The sequence below is a fragment of the Pedobacter psychrophilus genome (genome assembly GCF_001652725.1).
In the GTDB taxonomy this organism is placed as follows: domain Bacteria; phylum Bacteroidota; class Bacteroidia; order Sphingobacteriales; family Sphingobacteriaceae; genus Pseudopedobacter; species Pseudopedobacter psychrophilus.
Genome location: NZ_LWHJ01000029.1, coordinates 309,683 through 328,665, shown reverse-complemented (window position 1 = coordinate 328,665; position 18,983 = coordinate 309,683). Strand labels below are relative to the sequence as shown.

The window sequence follows — 18,983 nt, the reverse complement described above, 5'->3', positions numbered from 1 at the left end:
TAAATAATGAAAAATTTTAAAATTTTAATAACAACAATTCTTGCAGTGATTTTATGTGTCACCGTAAATTCATGTAAAAAAGTCGAGAACTTTCTTGAAAAGGCGCCAGGTGAAGATTTAACCGAAGCAAATTTATTTACATCAGTAAATCAGTTAGATAGGTTAGTTACTACAATTTATTTGTACGGATTACATCAAAACATGGGATGGACAAATAATACCTTGTCGCCAACAAATGGTATTTCAGAATACAATACTCATCCTACTTCAGATATGTCTGATGAGTCTGATTTAAATGAACAAACTTTTGGACCTAATATTCTTTTTAATCAAGGTACAGTATCACCTGCTAATATTGTTAATATAGATAACAAATATTACCAAAGGTTTATAGCACTAAGACAAATTGCCGTTCTTATTAAGAATATAGATAATGTTCCAGATATCACTCCTGCTTATAAAGCTCAAGTAATTGCTGAGGTAAAGTGTATTAGAGCTTTTATGTATTTAGAGATGGTACAAAGATATGGTGGTGTGCCAATAATAACCGATACTTTTGATCCCGGTATTGCTTTTGTAGCTCCAAGAAATTCTATTGAAGAATGTTTTAATTTTATAGTTAGCGAGTGTGATGAAGCTATTAATTCCAATGCTTTACCTCCAGTTCAAACTTCTGTTCTACAAGGTAGAATAACAAGTATAGTTCCTTTTGCTATAAAATCTAGAGCTTTACTTTATGCAGCTAGTCCAAAGTACAATATAGCAATACCTTATTTATCTATGGTTAATTCAGCAGATAACAAGTTGCTTTGTTATGGAAATTTTGATGCTAGAAGATGGGATGTTGCAGCAGCTGCAGCATTAGCAGGCTTAAACAAGGCTAGAGAAATAGGTGTAGCTTTAGTTTTTGGTACAAATGAGATAGATCGAATTGGTAGGTATCCTGGCGATATTGATCCTCTTGTAAATCCGCGTAATCCTAATACATTAGTCCCTTTAGGCACTGTGCCAACAAGAGGGAATTATGAATTATCATGGTCTATTCATAATAATTCAGAAATCATTTTAACATTTCAAGGACATGGAAATGTTAATAATGCCTTTAATGATCCATTTAGAAACATTCTTCCACAGGCTTTTGGAACCACAAGAGCTGGCGTAGCTGGTTTGATGAATCATGTTAAAAAATATGAAAAGTTAGATGGTACACCACAAACTTGGCCAGCAACAGGTACAAATTTGGCTGCTAAGAACAGAGAGTTAGACCCAAGGTTTAAGCAATCTTTGATTTATAATAATGGTTATTTTGGTACTGGTCGTCCCATTTTTGAATTGGCAGTAGAGGCAGCGGCAACTACAGGAAGAAACTCCTTAGGTCATTGGATGAGAAAAATGCTACCTATAAATATTAATCAGGGTAACCTTGTTCCTTTGGATATTATATTAAGGTTAAATGAGCTTTATCTAAATTATGCCGAAGCAAAGAATGAAGCAGATGCTAATGCATCATCTACAGATTTTAGTACAGCAAGAACAAATGCCACATTAGATAATACTGTTTATACACCAAATATTTACGATGCAGTAAATGTTTTAAGAGCTCGATCAGGGATGCCTAATTTGCCAATCTTATCTCAAAGTAATTTTAGAACCAGGGTTAGAAATGAAAGAGCAGTAGAACTTGCTTTTGATGGACATAGATTGTGGGATATTTCTAGGTGGTTAATTGCAGAAGAAGATGGCGTGATGAGAGGTTTAATGGAAAAAATGACCATAAATAGAGCTGGTGGTACTGCACCTAACTTTAATTATAATTGGACTATTTCTCAACACGAAATCAGAACATTTAATAAAAACATGTATTCATACCCGTTTCCTTTAACCGAGGTTCAAAAAGGTGGGATAGTTCAAAATCCAGGATGGTAAATCCTATTTATTGAACGGATAAATGATTTTTTGTATTCATTAATTAAATTTTTTTAAAACAAAATATATGAAATTGAAATACTGCCCAAGTGTATTTTTAATCTCAATCTTTTTACTTAATTTGAGTAAAGACGCTAATTCTCAAACTGGTAGAGATACTGTAGGAGTTAATATTGTAGATTCTATAGCAATTAAGGAAAGAGAAAAGAATTTGAAAAACATAGGATATGGCAAACAGCCATTTAATCTTATAACTAGTTCAATTTCTACTGTAAATGGAGAGAATATTGAACAAAACTTTAGTCTAAATTTAGGTAACACCCTTTACGGAAGATTAACAGGACTATTTTTAGCACAAGGAAACTCAGAACCAGGAGTAGGAACTCCAAATTTAACAGTGCGTGGAATTAATACTTTTGGAGGGTCAAATACTGCGCCTTTAATTGTTGTTGATGGCTTTATAGCAGGAGGTAACGAAATTGGAAGTGTTTTCTCGCAATTAGTTCCAGAAGAAATAGAATCAGTTACTGTTTTAAAAGATGCTGCATCAACTGCTGTTTATGGTAATCGTGGTGCAAATGGAGTGATCTTAGTAACTACTAAAAGAGGGAAAAACGGGCCTTTAAACGTGAGTTTTAGCACAAGACAAGGTTTTTCCCAAGCTTTAAGTTTACCACAATTTTTAGATGCCGGTAATTACGCTACTTTATTTAATGAAGCAAGGCAAAATGATGGTTTAGCACCTTTCTACACACAAGATGTAATAGATGGTTACCGCTCAGGAAGTAATCCATTTTTATATCCTAATGTAAATTGGTACGATGAAGTTTTACGAAAAGCTGCGCCAGTTTCTAGTTATAACTTAGGCTTTAATGGTGGCGATCAAACCGTTAAATATTTTGTAATGCTAAATGCTCTTGGTAATGAGGGGCTTTATAAGAACTTTGGAGATTTAGAACCAGAAAGTTCAAATTCCAAATACAGTAGATATAATTTTAGATCTAATATAGATGTTAATTTATCTAAGAGATTCTCTGTTTCTTTTAATTTAGCGGGCTCAATTGAAAATAAAGCTAATCCGTGGCAGTATGATACTGGTGCAACATTTAGTTTATTACAAAGGATACCTTCAAATGCTTTTCCTGTAAGAAATGCTGATGGAAGTTTTGGGGGAAATAATTTGTATGAAAACCCTGTTGCAAATTTATTAGCTACAGGTTTTGATGAGTCTAATGGTAGAACTTTACAAACATCTTTAAGATTTACTCAACAATTAGATCAACTTACAAAAGGGCTTAGTGCTACTGGAGCTATTTCTATAAATAATTATTTTATCGCTGGCTCAGAAAAAAACAAGACCTACGCTCGTTTTCCAATTTTACCCGGTGTATTTGATAGCAATGGCAATCCTTTAGTAGGTGCAGGTATTGGTTTAACTTCTCCAATTACCGCAAGAGAAATCACTAGAACTCAATACCGTAATTTCGATATACAAGGTGCTCTAAACTATAATAGAGTATTTCAAAAACACGAAATAACAGGTTTTTTAATGATTAATACTGATAACGAAGTTAGAAACTTTACTACAGGCGCAGAAAGCGATCCTTACAGACACAACGGATTAGCAACAAGATTAACTTATGCTTACAACAATAAGTACATTGCCGAGTTTTCTGCTGGCTACATGGGTACAGAGAATTACTTACCTGGTAAACGATATGGGTTTTTCCCTTCTGGTTCGTTAGGATGGGTTGTATCAGAAGAAAGCTTTTTAAAATCTAATAATAGAATTAACTTTTTAAAGTTGAGAGCTTCTTATGGTATTGCCGGAAATGAAGATACAGGTGGTAATAGATATGCTTTTAGAACAGCATTTAATACATTTACTGGAGGCGAGGGTACATTAGGAAATACCAATATTACTTGGGAAGAAGAGAAAAGTTTAAATATTGGTTTAGATGCAACAGTATTTAATAATTTTCAATTGAGTTTAGATGTTTTTAAAAGAGATAGATATAATATATTAACTCAACCTTTTAATGTTGTGCCGCAGTTTGTAGGTGCTGCCTTGCCTGATTTAAACATTGGTAAAACTTTAAATCAAGGTATAGATTTTTCATTACGATACAATAGTTCAACTAGCAAAAAGTTTAAATACTTTGTAGAGGCAAATTTATCTCATTTCAAAAATGAAATAGTTGATAATTCGCAATTACCACAACTAAATGCAGGTTTAGTAAATGCTGGAGGAGCAATTGGACAACCTAGAAGGTTAAGAGCAATTGGCTTTTTTACCGCAGCCGAAATTGCAGAGAAAGCAATAGATCCATCTAAATTCCCAACTCCAATTGGAGTAAATCCAAGACCCGGTGATTTAAAATATGAAGACGTGGGTGGGTTGAATGGATTCCCAGATGGGGTAATAGACAATAACGACCTTGTTGCAATTGGTAATCCGGGTGCACCTACTACTGTTCTTGGTATAAACGCTGGTTTTAAGATAAAAGGTTTTGATTTAAATTTTGTTGTACAAGGAGTAACAGGCAATTCTGTTAATTTAAACCAAGGTATATTTCAAGCATTTCAGAATAACGGAAACATATCTGCTATAGCAGTAGGTAGATGGACACCAGAAACAGCAAACTCTGCAACCTACCCAAGACTTTCTTCTGTTAATGATATTAATAACTTTCAAAATTCTTCTTTTTGGATTAAAGACGGAAGCTTCGTTAAGTTAAGAAGTGTAGAGTTTGGTTACTCTATTCCAAAACAATTTCTAAACAAAGTGAAGATTGGCGATGCTCGCTTTTTTGTAAATGGTAACAATTTATTCTCATTTGATCATATAGAATACGGAGATCCAGAATCATTAACTGGTTATCCTGTACTTAGAACATTTGTTTTAGGCACAAAAATTCAATTCTAATTGGTAAATAAATAAACAATTGTAAAACTTACAAACATGAAATATTTTCTTAAATATAAAAATGAAAAGATGAAAAATTTTAAATATTTATCCATTTTCCTTGTATTCTTCTTAGGGATAGGCTGCCAAAAATTAGATATTGAAATTGATACAAGTTTAAGTAGAGATTTAATTGACAGCTCTTATCCTAATAAATCTAGAGAAATTGCGGCACTTTATGGCGCCTTACCAGACGGTATGTTATACATTGCGGGTAACGGAATGATGGCTTCTGCAACCGATGAGGCAGAGCATACTTTTGAACGTCACCCACTTCAATCCTTTAATAATGGTAGCTGGAACCCTATTAACGTACCAGATGATGTTTGGAGTAGATATTACAGACAAATTAGATTATGTAATCAAGCTTTAATCTCTTTTGATAAAGTTGATTTGGATGGTTCAAAAAATGATCCATCTTCTTCTTCACAGGCTTTATACATAGCTCAATTAGCTGAAGTTAAAAGATGGGAGTTTGAAGCCAGATTTTTAAGAGCTTATTATTATTTCGAATTGGTAAAGAGATATGGTGGTGTACCACTTTTAAAAGAATCTTTATCATTAGAAACAGATTTTAGCACTATTAAAAGAAATTCTTTACAAGAGTGTATAGATTTTATAGTTGCAGAATGCGAAGCTTCAGAGCCTCAGTTACCTCCTTATAGCAGTTTAGCAAATTACCCACCAGCCGAAATTGGTAGAAGAGCAACTAAATATGCTGCAATGGCACTTAAAAGTAGAGTTCTCTTATATGCAGCTAGCGATTTATTTAATATGCCTACTTGGGCTGGAGGCTATGCTAACCCAGAACTAATTTCTTTAACCGGTGGTTCTAGAACGCAACGTTGGCAAGCCGCGGCTGATGCAGCTAAAAGATTAATTGACACAACTGATAAGTATGCCGTGGCTTTACATGGCAACTATCAAGAACTTTTTATTGCAAATAATTTCAATAGATCCGAGAATTTTTTATTGACCAATGCAGGCGCTAATAACACTTTTGAAAGAAATAATAATCCAGTAGGTTTTCCTAATGCAAATGGTTTAACTACACCAACCCAAAATTTGGTAGATGCTTACGAGATTAAGGTTGGCACTGGAACTACAGCAACAAGCGTTGCATTTGATTGGAACAATCCTAATCATGTATCTAACATTTATAATTTTTCTAACCCAAATGCAACATCACTAACCAGAGATCCAAGATTAAGATTTAATGTAGCAACTAACGGAATTGCTACTACTGGACCTCAAATTCCATATGGTTTAACTTTTGGTACGCCAGCAAGATTTGTACAAACGTTTGTTGGAGGTTTAGACGCTCAACCTATAGCTAATGCTACAAAAACTGGTTATTATACTAGAAAGTACATACAAGAAGGGCTAAATATTATTAACAATAATACGGGGATTCATAGCTGGGTATTATTTAGGTTAGGTGAAGTTTACCTTAATTATGCCGAGGCCTTAAATGAAGTTAGCCCTGGCGATCCTAGAATAACACAATACCTTAATTTAGTGAGGGCAAGAGCAAACGTTGCTATGCCGCCAATTTCTACTTTGCCTCAATTAGCAATGCGCACTCGCATCAGAAACGAGCGTAGAGTTGAATTGGCATTTGAAGATCATCGTTTTTGGGATTTAAGACGTTGGATGGACGAAACAACTTTAAAAGCAAACATAACAGGTGTAAACATTACTGGAAACACAAGAGCAACTTTTGTACATACACCAATTGTAGTAGAAAGTAGGGTTTTTGATGCTACAAAAATGTATTTATATCCTCTTCCTTTTTCAGAAGTTAATGTAGCTAAAGGTTTAGTTCAAAATCCAAATTGGTAATTTTAATTATAAATATTTAAATATAAAAAGATGAGAAATTATCTGTCAAATCATAAGTCAAAAATATCAACCGTCTTAGTTTGTTTATTTTTAACCATCACTAGTTGTGAATATAAAGAGATTGCTGATGCTCCGTTTCCACCAGAAACAGTGTACCTAACTACTGCTGCCATTGTTAAAAAAGGCGCAGATAGAAATGGACTTTTTGCAGGTGCTATTTATAGATTTAATTTTGTAGACGCTATAAGCCCATCACCACGATTTAATATTGATTTAACCGCAGGAAGATTCAATATTTTATCAGGCGTACAGAGAGGAGGCGTTACCAGTAAAGGTGCTGTAAATATTAATGTTGTTTTAAATACAGATACAATTACAACTTTAAAGTCTGCTGGAGTTCTACCTTCTACAACAGAAATTTTGCCATTAGATAAAGTCTTAATTCCAGCAACGCTACAAATGGAAGACGGAAGCAACTCGGCACTATTTAATATAGGTTTAGACATGGCTTTTTTAAGAAGTAATCCAAATAAAAGCTATGCAATAGGCGTAACCATAAGTAGTACCGATAGAACAGTAACCAATGATTTAAGATCTGTTGTCATTTTAATTAATACCAACATACTTGTTCCAACGGCAGATTTTACTTCAACCCTAAACGCTACCACTAAAACTGTTTCATTAGTAAATAGGTCTTTAAATTGGGTAAATTATACTTGGGATTTTGGAGATAATAGTCCTCTAGTAACTGCAGAAGTATCTAGCATCAATAACAATAATAGAGTTTTACCTGCAATAACTAAGACTTATGCGGCTGCTGGTACTTATAACATAACACTAACAGCTGTCGGTCTTCCGTTTGCGGTTGGACAAATTAATCAATCAGTTAAAACCATATCAGTTATAGTACCATAGTTATAGTCTGTTTAAAGTTTTGGGTTTTTTAAAATATTTTTTATAATGATTTAAGCTTAAGTCTTTAAAAAGAACAATTTGATATGTATTAAATTGACTAATACATTTACGATTATCTCTGATTCGAGAGAATTGGGGATTTTTGTTTATGGATATTTTTTTTTGTCATTTGTAAAATTTGATAGTGAAGTTCTACAATAACTGTAAACATTGTTAGCTTCTTTTGCTAACAATTTTGACCGAGTTTAAAGACTAAAATTTTTGTGTTGTAAACAATAGCATTGTAGCTTATTTAAGTTTAATTAGTATAGATTTTCTGAAATAAGGTTAAGTTAATCATTAAGAATTTACTGAAATTGGATATGGTATTTTGACTTTAACCTTCAATAGCTGTAAAATATTTATATTTTTTTGCTTATTTTAAATTTAGAAAATAGGGGAGGATATGCTTAGATGTAATCAATCATAAATAAAAGTATCAAAAGCTTAAAGTCATTTTTTTAATAAGATCTCATTTTTTAGAGAAAGCAGATTTTGCAACTTAATAAAAAACCACAAAGATTTATGCCTTTGTGGTTTTTCTAATTAAACAGAACTACTAAATATTTTATTTTTTTGATGTTTAAGGCCTTCTATCTCTCCAGATTTCAAGATCATCCCAATAGATATCCATGGTTTTTCCAGCATTCTTAAACCAGTCTAGCACTTTACCTTCGGTATAAATTTTCATTGGGTTAAAGGAAGATTGTCCATCTTCAAAAAAGCCAGGTTCTTCACTTCGTGTCATACCTATTTTATCTACTATTACGGTTTTGGTGCCTCCATCAGGAGTAATAGACATATAAAAGCGACCTGGATTTGCAGTACCTGCAGAACCGCCTTCTTTTACATAAATTTCTTGTGTCATCCAGGTACCAAAAGGAATAGCGAAATTTGTATTAATCACATGCCAGCTGTTATTTCCCGGTTGCGGAAGTTCCATAATTGGATCTCTACCCCCTGCTGCAAATCTTAATTTTCCACCTCTTACAGCTAAGCCTACATCTGTTCTTGCTGGTCTGTGAGCAATTTGTCCCTGATACATCCATGATGGATCGTTCCAAAACTCTTGCATAATCATCCATCCTACATTTTCAGTACCAGCTTGTTCTAAAACAGAAAAATTTGGAGAAAAATAAATACGCACCTTCTGATAATATTCTTTTAAAAACCCTCCTGCTGGAGGTGTTCCTTCATTGCGTAATTCCATTTGTATACGAGCTTTTTGCTCTTTAATAGAACCATCTGGATTTCTTAAAGTAATATGTTTTTCTGTTATTCTGAAACGCAATACTTTATTATTTGCATTTTTAGGGTCGGCAACTATTGACGCTTGTCTTTGCGAATAATTACCCTGCTCGTAATTTAGATATTGTGTGCCAAATAATGGCTGTCCGCCTTCTAAACTCCAACTCCAATCGCTTTTATCTAAATTTGTGGTAACACCTATAATTTTATCTTTCTGATCATTTAGTTGGGTAAGCCTAGGTAAATTTCCATTACTGGTACTACCAGCTTCAAAGCCAGATCTAAAGAGTAATGTGCCCCCAGTGGCTTGGGTTGCTAATACTTTATCAAATTCTGGATTTGGTGCAACAGGGTTTGAAATTGCGTTGTCTGTATCTGATCTTTTAGTGCAAGAGGCAGCAACAGCAATGGCTAAAACCGCAGTAAGCGGTCTTATGAAAAATAATTTCCTTTTCATGTTTTTTTAAATTAGTAACTGGTTTATAAGTAGTTCTGTTATATATAAAACAACTGTACTGAATTAAGAGAGTAGAAAAAAATAAAATGAACTAGAATGATGAGGCAAAAAGTAAACTGTTCTACTTTAAAAAAACGATAAAATTTAGGTTCATTATCCAAACACCCTAAAAAGTAAATATGGCTTTATATTTATTTTTAGAGTTTATTAAGCGATATAACCCAGCTTAATTTTAAAAAATAAACTTTAAGAAATTTATTGGCTGAGGTTTAAATACGTTTTGGAAATTGACTAAATTCTGCGTTTAAAAATAGATTTAAGGAATTTTTGCTGCTAATATTTCGGCTTCGTCTAGCTTTTGGGCTATTTTAGGGAGTTGCTCTAGTCCCCACAATTTAAAATCATCATCTATGTCATTTGCATCAGCTTCTGTGAGTATTTCTAATGCTTCAACCTGAGACAACCTGATAAGAAAAACGAATTGCTTGTTAAACTCAGTATTTGGGTAGTTATATAATAAATTGATATTATTTCTATGATAGTTAAGCAATTCTTTATTGGTGAATACTGATTTACTAGCGGCAAGCAATAAAATTTCCACCTCTAATTCATTGTGAAATTTCAGTAGCTCGTTAGAAAAATTGATAACATCAGCATTGGTGCTTTTATCAATTGCAGCCTCGGCAGCTAATATTTTAACTCTATTGTTACTGTATAATTCCCTAATAAATAATTCATTTTTTGAGGTTGTTTCAGTAGGAAAAACATCTTTTTCGCATGCCTGAAAACTCATAAAAGTGAAAAGGATTAAAAATAGAAAGCTTATTTTCTTTATCATAGGTTTTTGATAATAGTCTAATTAATAGTTTTCAAATTAATTTTCTTTCGAAAGCATTTATTAAACGTACATACTATATTATTAATATAACATCTGAAAGGTTTTATAAGAGTAGGATGCCTGTCAATTAATTCGAGAAAGGGTTTAAAGTTTTAAATCATGAAAAACATAATGTTGGATTAACCTAATTAACAAAATTAAAAATCTTAAAAGGTCAATTAAAAATTTTCATTTCTATCTACTCCATGTTTACTATTTGTTTGTTTTAACATATATAGGTCTGCTAAAAATCAACAATTTTTAGTTGTATACCAATAAGAACAAAAATTTTAAACCAAATAAATTATTTACTCATAAACTTTAAAAACAAATTAAAATGAAAAGAAAATTACTAATTATGGTGTTGTTTTGTACGGTAATGTGCAGTACAATTGAATTGAAAGCTCAAAATATTATTAGAACAGAAACAGTGCTTGGAGGATTGAACAGGGGTGAAAATGTCGCTACAGATGCTTTAGGCAATGTTTACGTAGTAGAAAGATTTGGGGCAAGAGTAAGAAGGTATGATATAACAACAAAAACAGTTTCTACAATTGTTACAGGGTTATTAGGCGCTAGAGGTATTGCGTTTGATGAAAATGGGAATTTTTTCATCTCAGAAAGTAACGGCGGAGGCAGCCCTGCCAATAGAATAACCAGGTACACTTATACTACTACAGCTACGCTTCCATTAACTGGAACTGTAGTTGCCGGTAATGCAGCTGCAGGTGGATATACTGGAGACAATGGTGCTGCTACCGCAGCAACACTTAACGGACCTTGGGGAATGGCTTACGATAAAGCAGCAAAGTTGCTTTATATAGCAGAGGTTGGTAATAATATCATTCGTAAAATTGATTTTAGCGTTACAACTCCTTTAATAAGTACATTTGCAGGAATACAAGGTACTAATGCTAGTTTTCTAGGAGCAAATGCAATAACTACAACTTTTAGATCGCCAACATCGGTTGCCTTAGATGCAAATGGTGATGTTTATTGGTCGGGTTCATTAATGTATGAAATTCTAAAATCTACAAAAAATGGAGGTACAGTTTCAAGAATAATAGGTAATGGAGCTAATGATTTGAATACTGGTGATGGTGGACTTGCAACTGCTGCAAGGCTTGGGCAAGTGGGAGTTGGGGGATTGGCTTTTGATCCAACAGGTAATTTATATGTTTCAGTAGGCAACTTTCATAGAGTGAGAAGGATTTTAACTACTGGTGTAACTGGTGTATTTGGTAATGTAGAAAATTATGCAGGTTTTGATAATTTCATTTCAGGTACAACTACCGTTGCTACCGGAGGAGAAGGTGGTCCTGCGAGTATTACAACAGCAAGTACCACTACAATTATGAACAATTGTCAAGGAATCGCCTTCAATCCTGCAGGGACTATTTTATGGATTGTAGAAAACACAGGTGGTGTTTTAAGAGCGGTAGGTACAGCTGCGGTTTTAACTACTACTTTACCTTTAGACTTAACATCATTTGAAGTTAAATCTTCTAATGAAACTGCTGTACTACAATGGGTTACAGAAAATGAAGTAAACTTTAAAGGATTTGTTGTAGAAAGAAAAGGAGATAATGATTTAGACTTTACATCTATTAATACTGTAGCAACAAAAAATTTAAAAACTGTTACCACTTATAATTTTACTGACTTTAGCCCTTTAAAAGGTAACAACTACTACAGACTTAAAATGGTAGATAATGATGGTACTTTTAAATATAGTGATGTTAAAGTGGTGAAATTTGCTTCTTTAAGTCAAAAACAAATAAGTATTTACCCTAACCCTGTACAAAATACGTTAAACCTTAATCATGCGGAAGCAGAACAAGGAGCCTCAATTTCTATTTACAGCATGGAAAGTAAATTGGTGATGAAAAAAGAATTAACTAGAAATAGTACACAATCTAGTATAGACGCAACCTCTTTAATATCTGGTCAATATATTTTAGAGTTTGATAATAATGGAAATAAGCAAAAACTTAAGTTCGTAAAATAATAATTGGTTAAATTGGTTAATTAAAACTCTTTCTTTAAGAGTAATTTAGGGTGGTGAGGTTTCTCATCACCCTTTATTTTTGTGGTTTTTTTTAATGTCTTTGCGAGGCTTTCGCTGTGGCAATCTGTTTGTGTTAAATATTTAAAGATTGCTTTCTAGAAAAATCGGGACAAGCTGTAACTCGCAAAGACATGATTTTTGGGTCATTGCAAGGCTTTTCGCCGTGGTAATCCGTTCTTACGGATGTCTTTGCGAGGCGTTTTTCACGCCCTGGTAATCTGTTTGTTCGGATGTCTTTGCGAGGCTTTCGCTGTGGCAATCTGTTTGTGTTAACTATTTAAAGATTGCTTTCTAGAAAAATCTAGTCATCAATTTATCATAAAGCCCAATCACAGATTGCTTTCCCGAAAAATCGGGACAAGCTGTAACTCGCAAAGACATGATTTGTGGAAAATTCTTTTCCAAGAAATTGGGACAAGCTTTACTTCGCAAGTTATACCATCTGAGGAGCTTCTCTACAAAAGAGTCAATAGTATAAGGCGTAGACCTAACTTTATAGCTATCTAAAGCGTTTAATGCTGCTTCGTTCCACTCTATTATCAACGACAATATTATGCAATAAAAAACCCTCAAAACAATGCTTAAAAGTTATGAGGGTTTTAAAAATATTTAACGATAAAACGATCTCTTACAAAGATTAATAAATCTTAGTTTGCAATTATGGCCTTCAATAAAGATTTATTATAAGATGATGTATCTAAATCGTCTATAATTAAATTTAAGTTTTTATAGGAAGCTAAAAAATCTTGAACCAATGTATTATATTGCTCTGGTTGATACCTGATATTTAAAGCTAACTCGCCCAAATCAAATAATTTTTGTGGAATTAAATCTATAGAAGTCATGTTTCTAACAAGATTTAAAACTTTTTCGGCCTTTTTTATTTTTCCTTGTAATCCGTTTAACTCAGCAGGATTCATATCATAAATCACTTCAACCTCTAAGCCTTCTGTAGATTTAACATTTGGTAAAACTAAACGTACAGCAGACTCATCAACTAAATAATCCCAGCTTTTATCATTGGTATTTGCTTTTGTCGCTCTGTTTAAAACTGCGCCATTTACTTTAATCGATTTTGGAAGTCCCAAACCTTTAAAATCTATAAAAAAAGTTTTTGATACCGACATTCCATCAAAACTTCCTTTTGCAGGAGATATTTGTAGTGATTGACTCCCATCGTTATTAGCAAAAGTTTTAAACTCTCTTACAGCAAATGCACCTGTTTTATAATTTTCATTGTCACCGGCATCCTCATAAAAAGAACTTTGCGTTTCGCCTCTACCAAAAACCTTTAAAATTAACGTATCACAATTACTTTTTAAATTTGAAATTTTAGGGTAGGCAGGAATTACGCTTCCTGCTTTTACATAAACTGGATATTCTTCCAGCGAAAAATTTCTTTGAATTTCTTGTTCGCCGCTGAAAACTTCACCGCTAAACCATTCTATCCAATCGCCTTTAGGCAACCATACTTTTACTGGCGAAACACCTTTAAACAAAGGGCTTGTAACCGGAGTTACTAATAAATTATCTCCAAATAAATATTCGGAAGTGTTAGTATAGGCTTCTTTCTGGTTTGGATAATCGTAATATAACGGACGGCTAATAGATATTCCGGTATCGTAAGTTTTACGGGCCATAGTGTATATGTATGGCGATAGCTCGTATCTTAAATTAATATATTGGCTAATTACTTCGGCATATTTGGTTTCAAAATCCCATGGTAATCTACTCATCCTTACTGATGTGGTAGAGTGAGTTCTTAAAATTGGACTAAAAACTCCATACTGTAACCACCTGGTATAAAGCTCGGGGTTTGTAGATAAAGATTTATCAACCAAGCTGTCTTTACTGGCCAAATGCCCACCAATATCATGACTCCAATATCCGTAAAGTACGTTAGAAGCTGTTGAAGTAAAATAAGGCTCAAATGCTAAGCTTTTCCAAGATATAACAGCATCTCCAGAAAATCCTATCTGATAACGGTGATTTCCAAATCCGCCCCAGCGATGATAAATTAAAGGTCTGGCTTCTTTCTTTTGTTGCATTTTAAGAAAAAACACATGGTTTAACCACCAAGTATTATCTAAACGCTTAAAATTTTTATCGTATTGATATTGTTGCCAATCTAACCACCAAAAGTCTATCCCTTGTTGCTCTAAAGGATGCAAAACAATATTGAATAGGTTATTCATAAACTTCTTATCGGCACCATTATATATGATATCTTTATAGCTTATTTTATCATCAAAAACAGACCATTTTGCAAACTCGTTATTGACTTCTGCTTTACGAGCAGTTACTCCCGTAGTATCAAAATCCATTGCTTTTGCAAAAACATCATATTTCTCTTCTGCAATGGGTATGCCCGATGCTGGGTGAAGATTCAAGGTTACTTTTAAATTTTTTTCTGCAGTCCAATTCAAAAACTGTTCTGGATTTGGAAATAATCTTTTATCCCAAGTGTAACCTGTCCATCCTCTTCTAGAGCCTGATAAATCCCGTTTGGCAACTTTATCATAAGCGCCTTTGGTAGGGTGCCAATCCATATCAATTACCAAAACATCTAAAGGAATTTTATTGCTTTCAAAATCAGTAACCATTTTTCTTAAATCCTGATCAGAATAGGCATAATACCTGCTCCACCAATAGCCAAATGCAAACCTTGGCGGCAAAGGAACTTTACCAGCAATTAGTGTATAGTCATAAATGGCAGTTTTATAATCAGAGCCGTAACACAAGAAATAGAAATCTTGCGAATGCTCAATTTTACGGTCTTTTACCCATGGTAACTCAGCATTATCTAATAAATAACTTTTAATGTCGTTTAACAGATACCAGCCATCGGTAGATATTAAACCATCGCCAAGTTCTAAGTTTTTGCTACCATCATCTTTAACTCCACCATTATAATCGTCTAAAGTTTTGGCTGTTCCTTTTAAATTGCCTGTGTTAGCAAAAGATAAGTTCCAAGTAAATTCCTTATCAACACCTTTTAAAGATTTAATCTCCAAATTTTTTGCGTTAAAGCGCTCTTCACTTTTTTTGTAAGTGAGCTTTAATTTATTAGTTTCAATAACAATACTAGTTTTGTTTTCTTTTAATTTAAAATCGGGCTTAGCCAAATTTCTATTAATAACAACTTGCGTTGCATTGTCTTCAAAAACGCCTAAACTATCCCACTCCATTCTTATTAAACCCGATGTTAAAACCGTAAACCTAGCATTTCCAGATTTTATGATAGACGAGGGATTAGCAACAGGATTGTTTTGAGCATTTAGAACTAAAATATTTAGTAGCAGCGGTAAAAAAAGTAATAGATTTTTAAATGTTTGTTTTCTCATTATTTAATAATAGGGTTAATAATACGCTTTAAATTTATCCTCTTATAGAAAACAAATGAGAGTGGATTAAAGAGTATCAAATTTCGAGAATTCATGTGAATAAAATCTATTTAAGTTATTAACTCTAGAGGGGATGCGTTTTTTGATTTGAGCATTGAGTTAAACATTTTGGGGTAGTATTCAATAAAATTTAAGATTTAGAAATTTCAAGAATTTAGAAATAACATTTAATCTTAATTGTAACTAATCTTATTCAAAGTAGTAATTGTTTTTAAGAGTAGACAGTGTTTACTTTAGAAGTAAACCCTATGAAAATACATCAAGATTTTTTAAAAGCGGCCTTTTTTTATTGCTTTTGTTTTAAATTTTAATTTCGATAAATATCAATATGAATACATTTATTAGAACTATTATTACCATCACTTTTATTATATTTTTTAAATTTAGTTTAGCCCAAACCACCAAATTTGACTTAACCACAAACTGGACTTTTAGTCAATATGGTTTAAACCAATGGTTGCCAGCAAGCGTACCAGGCTGCGTACACACTGATTTGCTTTCTAACAAAAAAATAGAAGATCCCTTTTATCGCTCTAATGAAAGAGATTTACAATGGATAGGCGAAAAAGACTGGGAATATAAAACTTCTTTTACCCCAAATGCTGAACTGTTAGCTAAAGAAAACCAAGAATTGGTATTTAAAGGATTAGACACTTATGCCGATGTTTATTTGAACAATCAACTCATTCTCCAAACCAATAACATGCACAGGGAGTGGCGTGTAAACTGTAAATCGCTTTTAAAAAATGGAGCAAATAACCTCAGAATTCATTTTAAATCAGTTTTCAAAATTGATGTTCCAAAATATTTAAATGCTGCTTATAAAGCAAGTGCATTCCCTAATAATGACCAAGGCGATATGTGGCTAAGTATTTACGCCAGAAAAGCCGGTTACGAGTATGGATGGGATTGGGGTCCACGATTAATTACAAGCGGGATTTGGCGACCAATAACTATTGTAGGCAGGGATAAGGCCAAAATAAACAACATACAGGTAGTTCAAAATCAAATAAAAACCGATAAAGCAATGCTTAACGCTGTGTTTAATATTGAAAGTGATACCAAGCAAAAAGTAATATTGCTTGTGAAAAATGGTTCAAAATTACTTTCAAAAACATCAGTAAATTTAACAGAAGGCGTAAACCAGATTAGCGTTCCTTACGAAATTAAAAACCCTAAACTATGGTGGAGTAATGGCTTAGGCGAACCAAATTTATATAACCTTACTTATGAATTGCAGCAGAATGGAGAGAAACTAGATAGCAGAGCAATTTCTACAGGTTTACGTACTATAAAAGTGATTAGAGAAAATGATAAAGATGGCACAAGTATGTACATTTTACTAAATGGGGTAAAAGTATTTGCCAAAGGTTCTAATTATATCCCTATTGATAATTTTTTAAACCGAGTTACTCCGCAACGCTATGAAGAAGTAATTAATACAGCTAAAGATGCTAATATGAATATGTTAAGAGTTTGGGGCGGAGGTATTTATGAAAATGATATTTTTTATAATTTATGTGATAAAAAAGGGATTATGGTTTGGCAAGATATGATGTTTGCCTGTGGAATGTTTCCAGATGATGCAGCATATATAGAGAATGTAAAACAAGAGGTGAAGGATAACGTAACCCGACTTAGAAACCATCCATCCATTGCGCTTTGGTGTGGTAATAATGAAAACGAAATTGCATGGTACCAATGGGGCTGGAAGAAAAAGTATTCAGAAAGTGTTCAAAAAGAATATGAAAAGGGGATGCATCAGCTATTTGATGTAGAAATACCATCGGTTATTTCCTCTTTAGATACCAGTCGCTATTACCATCCTTCATCTCCTAGTACTGGGTTTAATGGTATAAAAGGCAATGAAGGCGATGCGCATTACTACGGCGTATGGAATGGAAACGAACCTTTTGAAAGCTACAATAAAAATATTGCCCGTTTTATGAGTGAGTATGGCTTTCAGTCTTTTCCAGAGTATAAATCTATTAAAGAATTTACCTTGCCAGAGGATAGGAAACTAGGTTCAGATGTTTTGTTTTTTCATCAAAAAGCAAAAAATAATGAAACAAGGGAAGATTTTGGGAACAAAAACATAGCTAACTATATGGATCTGTATTTTAAAAAATATACCGATTTAAACAGCTTTGCTTATTTAAGTCAGGTATTGCAAGCAAAAGGGATAAATACAGCAATAGAAGCACATCGCCGTAATATACCTTATTGTATGGGGACTTTATATTGGCAATTGAATGATTGCTGGCCAGCAGCATCATGGTCTAGTACTGATTATTATGGCAGATGGAAAGCGTTACATTATACAGTTAAAAAAGCGTATCAAAAAGAATTAATCTCTGTAATGCCCGAGCAAGGTAAACTTAAAGTTTATATCGTTTCAGATGATTTAAAAGAACAAGCGGCAACGTTAAGCCTTAAACTGATGGATTTGCAAGGTAATATCCTATCTGAAATCAATAAAAACCTAACGATTAAGCCAAATAGTAGTCATATTTATTTTGAGGCAGATTCTTCTGTTTTATTAGCTGGTAAATCTCCTAAAAATGTTTTTTGGTTAATTGATGTTAATAAAGGTAAAACGCGTTTAGCAAGAAAAGAATACTTTTTTGAGGCAGAAAAAGAATTGGGGCTTGCTAAACCAGAAATTACTTCTTCCATTATAAAAACAGGTAATCAATACTTTGTAGATTTAAAAACAAATGTACTGGCAAAATCTGTGTTCCTTTCCTTAAAAGATGGGGATGGTTTCTTTTCTGATAACTATTTTGATTTAATTCCCGGCGAGATAAAACGAGTGGAACTTACTTTAAAAAATGGGCAACAGGTTAAAGCAAATGATGTATTGAGCTATTCGCTTTTTGATTCTTATACCGTTGAATGATTAAAAATATAAATGGTTATTGATAGATGTTTATTCTTCTTTGTTGAATGCCAAAAAAAACGTAACCTCATTGAAAATGCACCCCGCAAAATAAGTTTAAAATTTATACGCTTAACTAAATTTGTTTACCTCAAGATTAATGAAGCATAAAAAAGGGAAATGGCTACTTATACCCCTTTGTAATAGTTTATGTGTATAAAAATGAGCGGAAAATTTAATTTAAGAAATAAGCTAAGTATCAAAACTTAAAAAATGCTTAAGATTACGTCTTATTACCAAGGCCTAAGAAATAATTTTTTACAAAAAGAAATATTCTTATATTCCTATTGCCTTAATTAGTTGT

10 protein-coding genes are annotated in these 18,983 nt (G+C 33.1%); 6 read left to right on the top strand and 4 right to left on the bottom strand.

Going from position 1 to position 18,983, the window contains the following annotated elements; all coding sequences use genetic code 11:
* The first annotated feature begins 6 nt into the window (after positions 1–6).
* From A5893_RS13640 to A5893_RS13625, 4 genes are all read left to right on the top strand, one after another.
* Positions 7–1,926, top strand: a complete 1,920-nt coding sequence (locus A5893_RS13640) for a RagB/SusD family nutrient uptake outer membrane protein (RefSeq protein ID WP_068823132.1) — start codon at positions 7–9, stop codon at positions 1,924–1,926.
* A gap of 67 nt (positions 1,927–1,993) precedes the next feature.
* Positions 1,994–4,852: a SusC/RagA family TonB-linked outer membrane protein gene (locus A5893_RS13635; protein ID WP_068823131.1), complete on the top strand. Its 2,859-nt coding sequence runs from the start codon at positions 1,994–1,996 to the stop codon at positions 4,850–4,852.
* Positions 4,853–4,921: 69 nt separating this feature from the next.
* Positions 4,922–6,733, top strand: a complete 1,812-nt coding sequence (locus A5893_RS13630) for a RagB/SusD family nutrient uptake outer membrane protein (RefSeq protein ID WP_068823130.1) — start codon at positions 4,922–4,924, stop codon at positions 6,731–6,733.
* 30 nt (positions 6,734–6,763) lie between these two features.
* The gene (locus tag A5893_RS13625) at positions 6,764–7,648 is read left to right on the top strand and encodes a PKD domain-containing protein (RefSeq protein WP_068823129.1); all 885 of its coding nucleotides are present in this window, start codon (positions 6,764–6,766) and stop codon (positions 7,646–7,648) included.
* Between the two features lie 622 nt (positions 7,649–8,270).
* Here A5893_RS13625 and A5893_RS13620 read toward each other — a convergent pair.
* Complete coding sequence (locus tag A5893_RS13620) at positions 8,271–9,392, bottom strand: hypothetical protein (RefSeq protein WP_068823128.1); 1,122 nt, start codon at positions 9,390–9,392, stop codon at positions 8,271–8,273.
* A gap of 316 nt (positions 9,393–9,708) precedes the next feature.
* Positions 9,709–10,230: a DUF4142 domain-containing protein gene (locus A5893_RS13615; RefSeq protein WP_082911444.1), complete on the bottom strand. Its 522-nt coding sequence runs from the start codon at positions 10,228–10,230 to the stop codon at positions 9,709–9,711.
* A gap of 376 nt (positions 10,231–10,606) precedes the next feature.
* Here A5893_RS13615 and A5893_RS13610 point away from each other — a divergent pair, with 376 nt between their 5' ends.
* Positions 10,607–12,277 (top strand): T9SS type A sorting domain-containing protein, encoded by a 1,671-nt coding sequence (locus A5893_RS13610; RefSeq protein WP_082911443.1) that lies wholly within the window; start codon positions 10,607–10,609, stop codon positions 12,275–12,277.
* A gap of 351 nt (positions 12,278–12,628) precedes the next feature.
* On the opposite strand, the gene A5893_RS13605 is transcribed toward A5893_RS13610, so the two are convergent.
* Positions 12,629–12,886, bottom strand: coding sequence for a hypothetical protein (locus tag A5893_RS13605; RefSeq protein WP_157687561.1), 258 nt, complete (start codon positions 12,884–12,886; stop codon positions 12,629–12,631).
* A 98-nt stretch (positions 12,887–12,984) separates the two neighbouring features.
* Complete coding sequence (locus A5893_RS13600) at positions 12,985–15,681, bottom strand: glycoside hydrolase family 31 protein (RefSeq protein ID WP_068823124.1); 2,697 nt, start codon at positions 15,679–15,681, stop codon at positions 12,985–12,987.
* 388 nt (positions 15,682–16,069) lie between these two features.
* Between A5893_RS13600 and A5893_RS13595 the strand changes: the two genes are divergently transcribed.
* A complete protein-coding gene (locus A5893_RS13595; RefSeq protein ID WP_068823123.1) occupies positions 16,070–18,640 on the top strand; it encodes a beta-mannosidase in 2,571 nt (856 codons plus the stop codon).
* Positions 18,641–18,983: the final 343 nt, after the last annotated feature.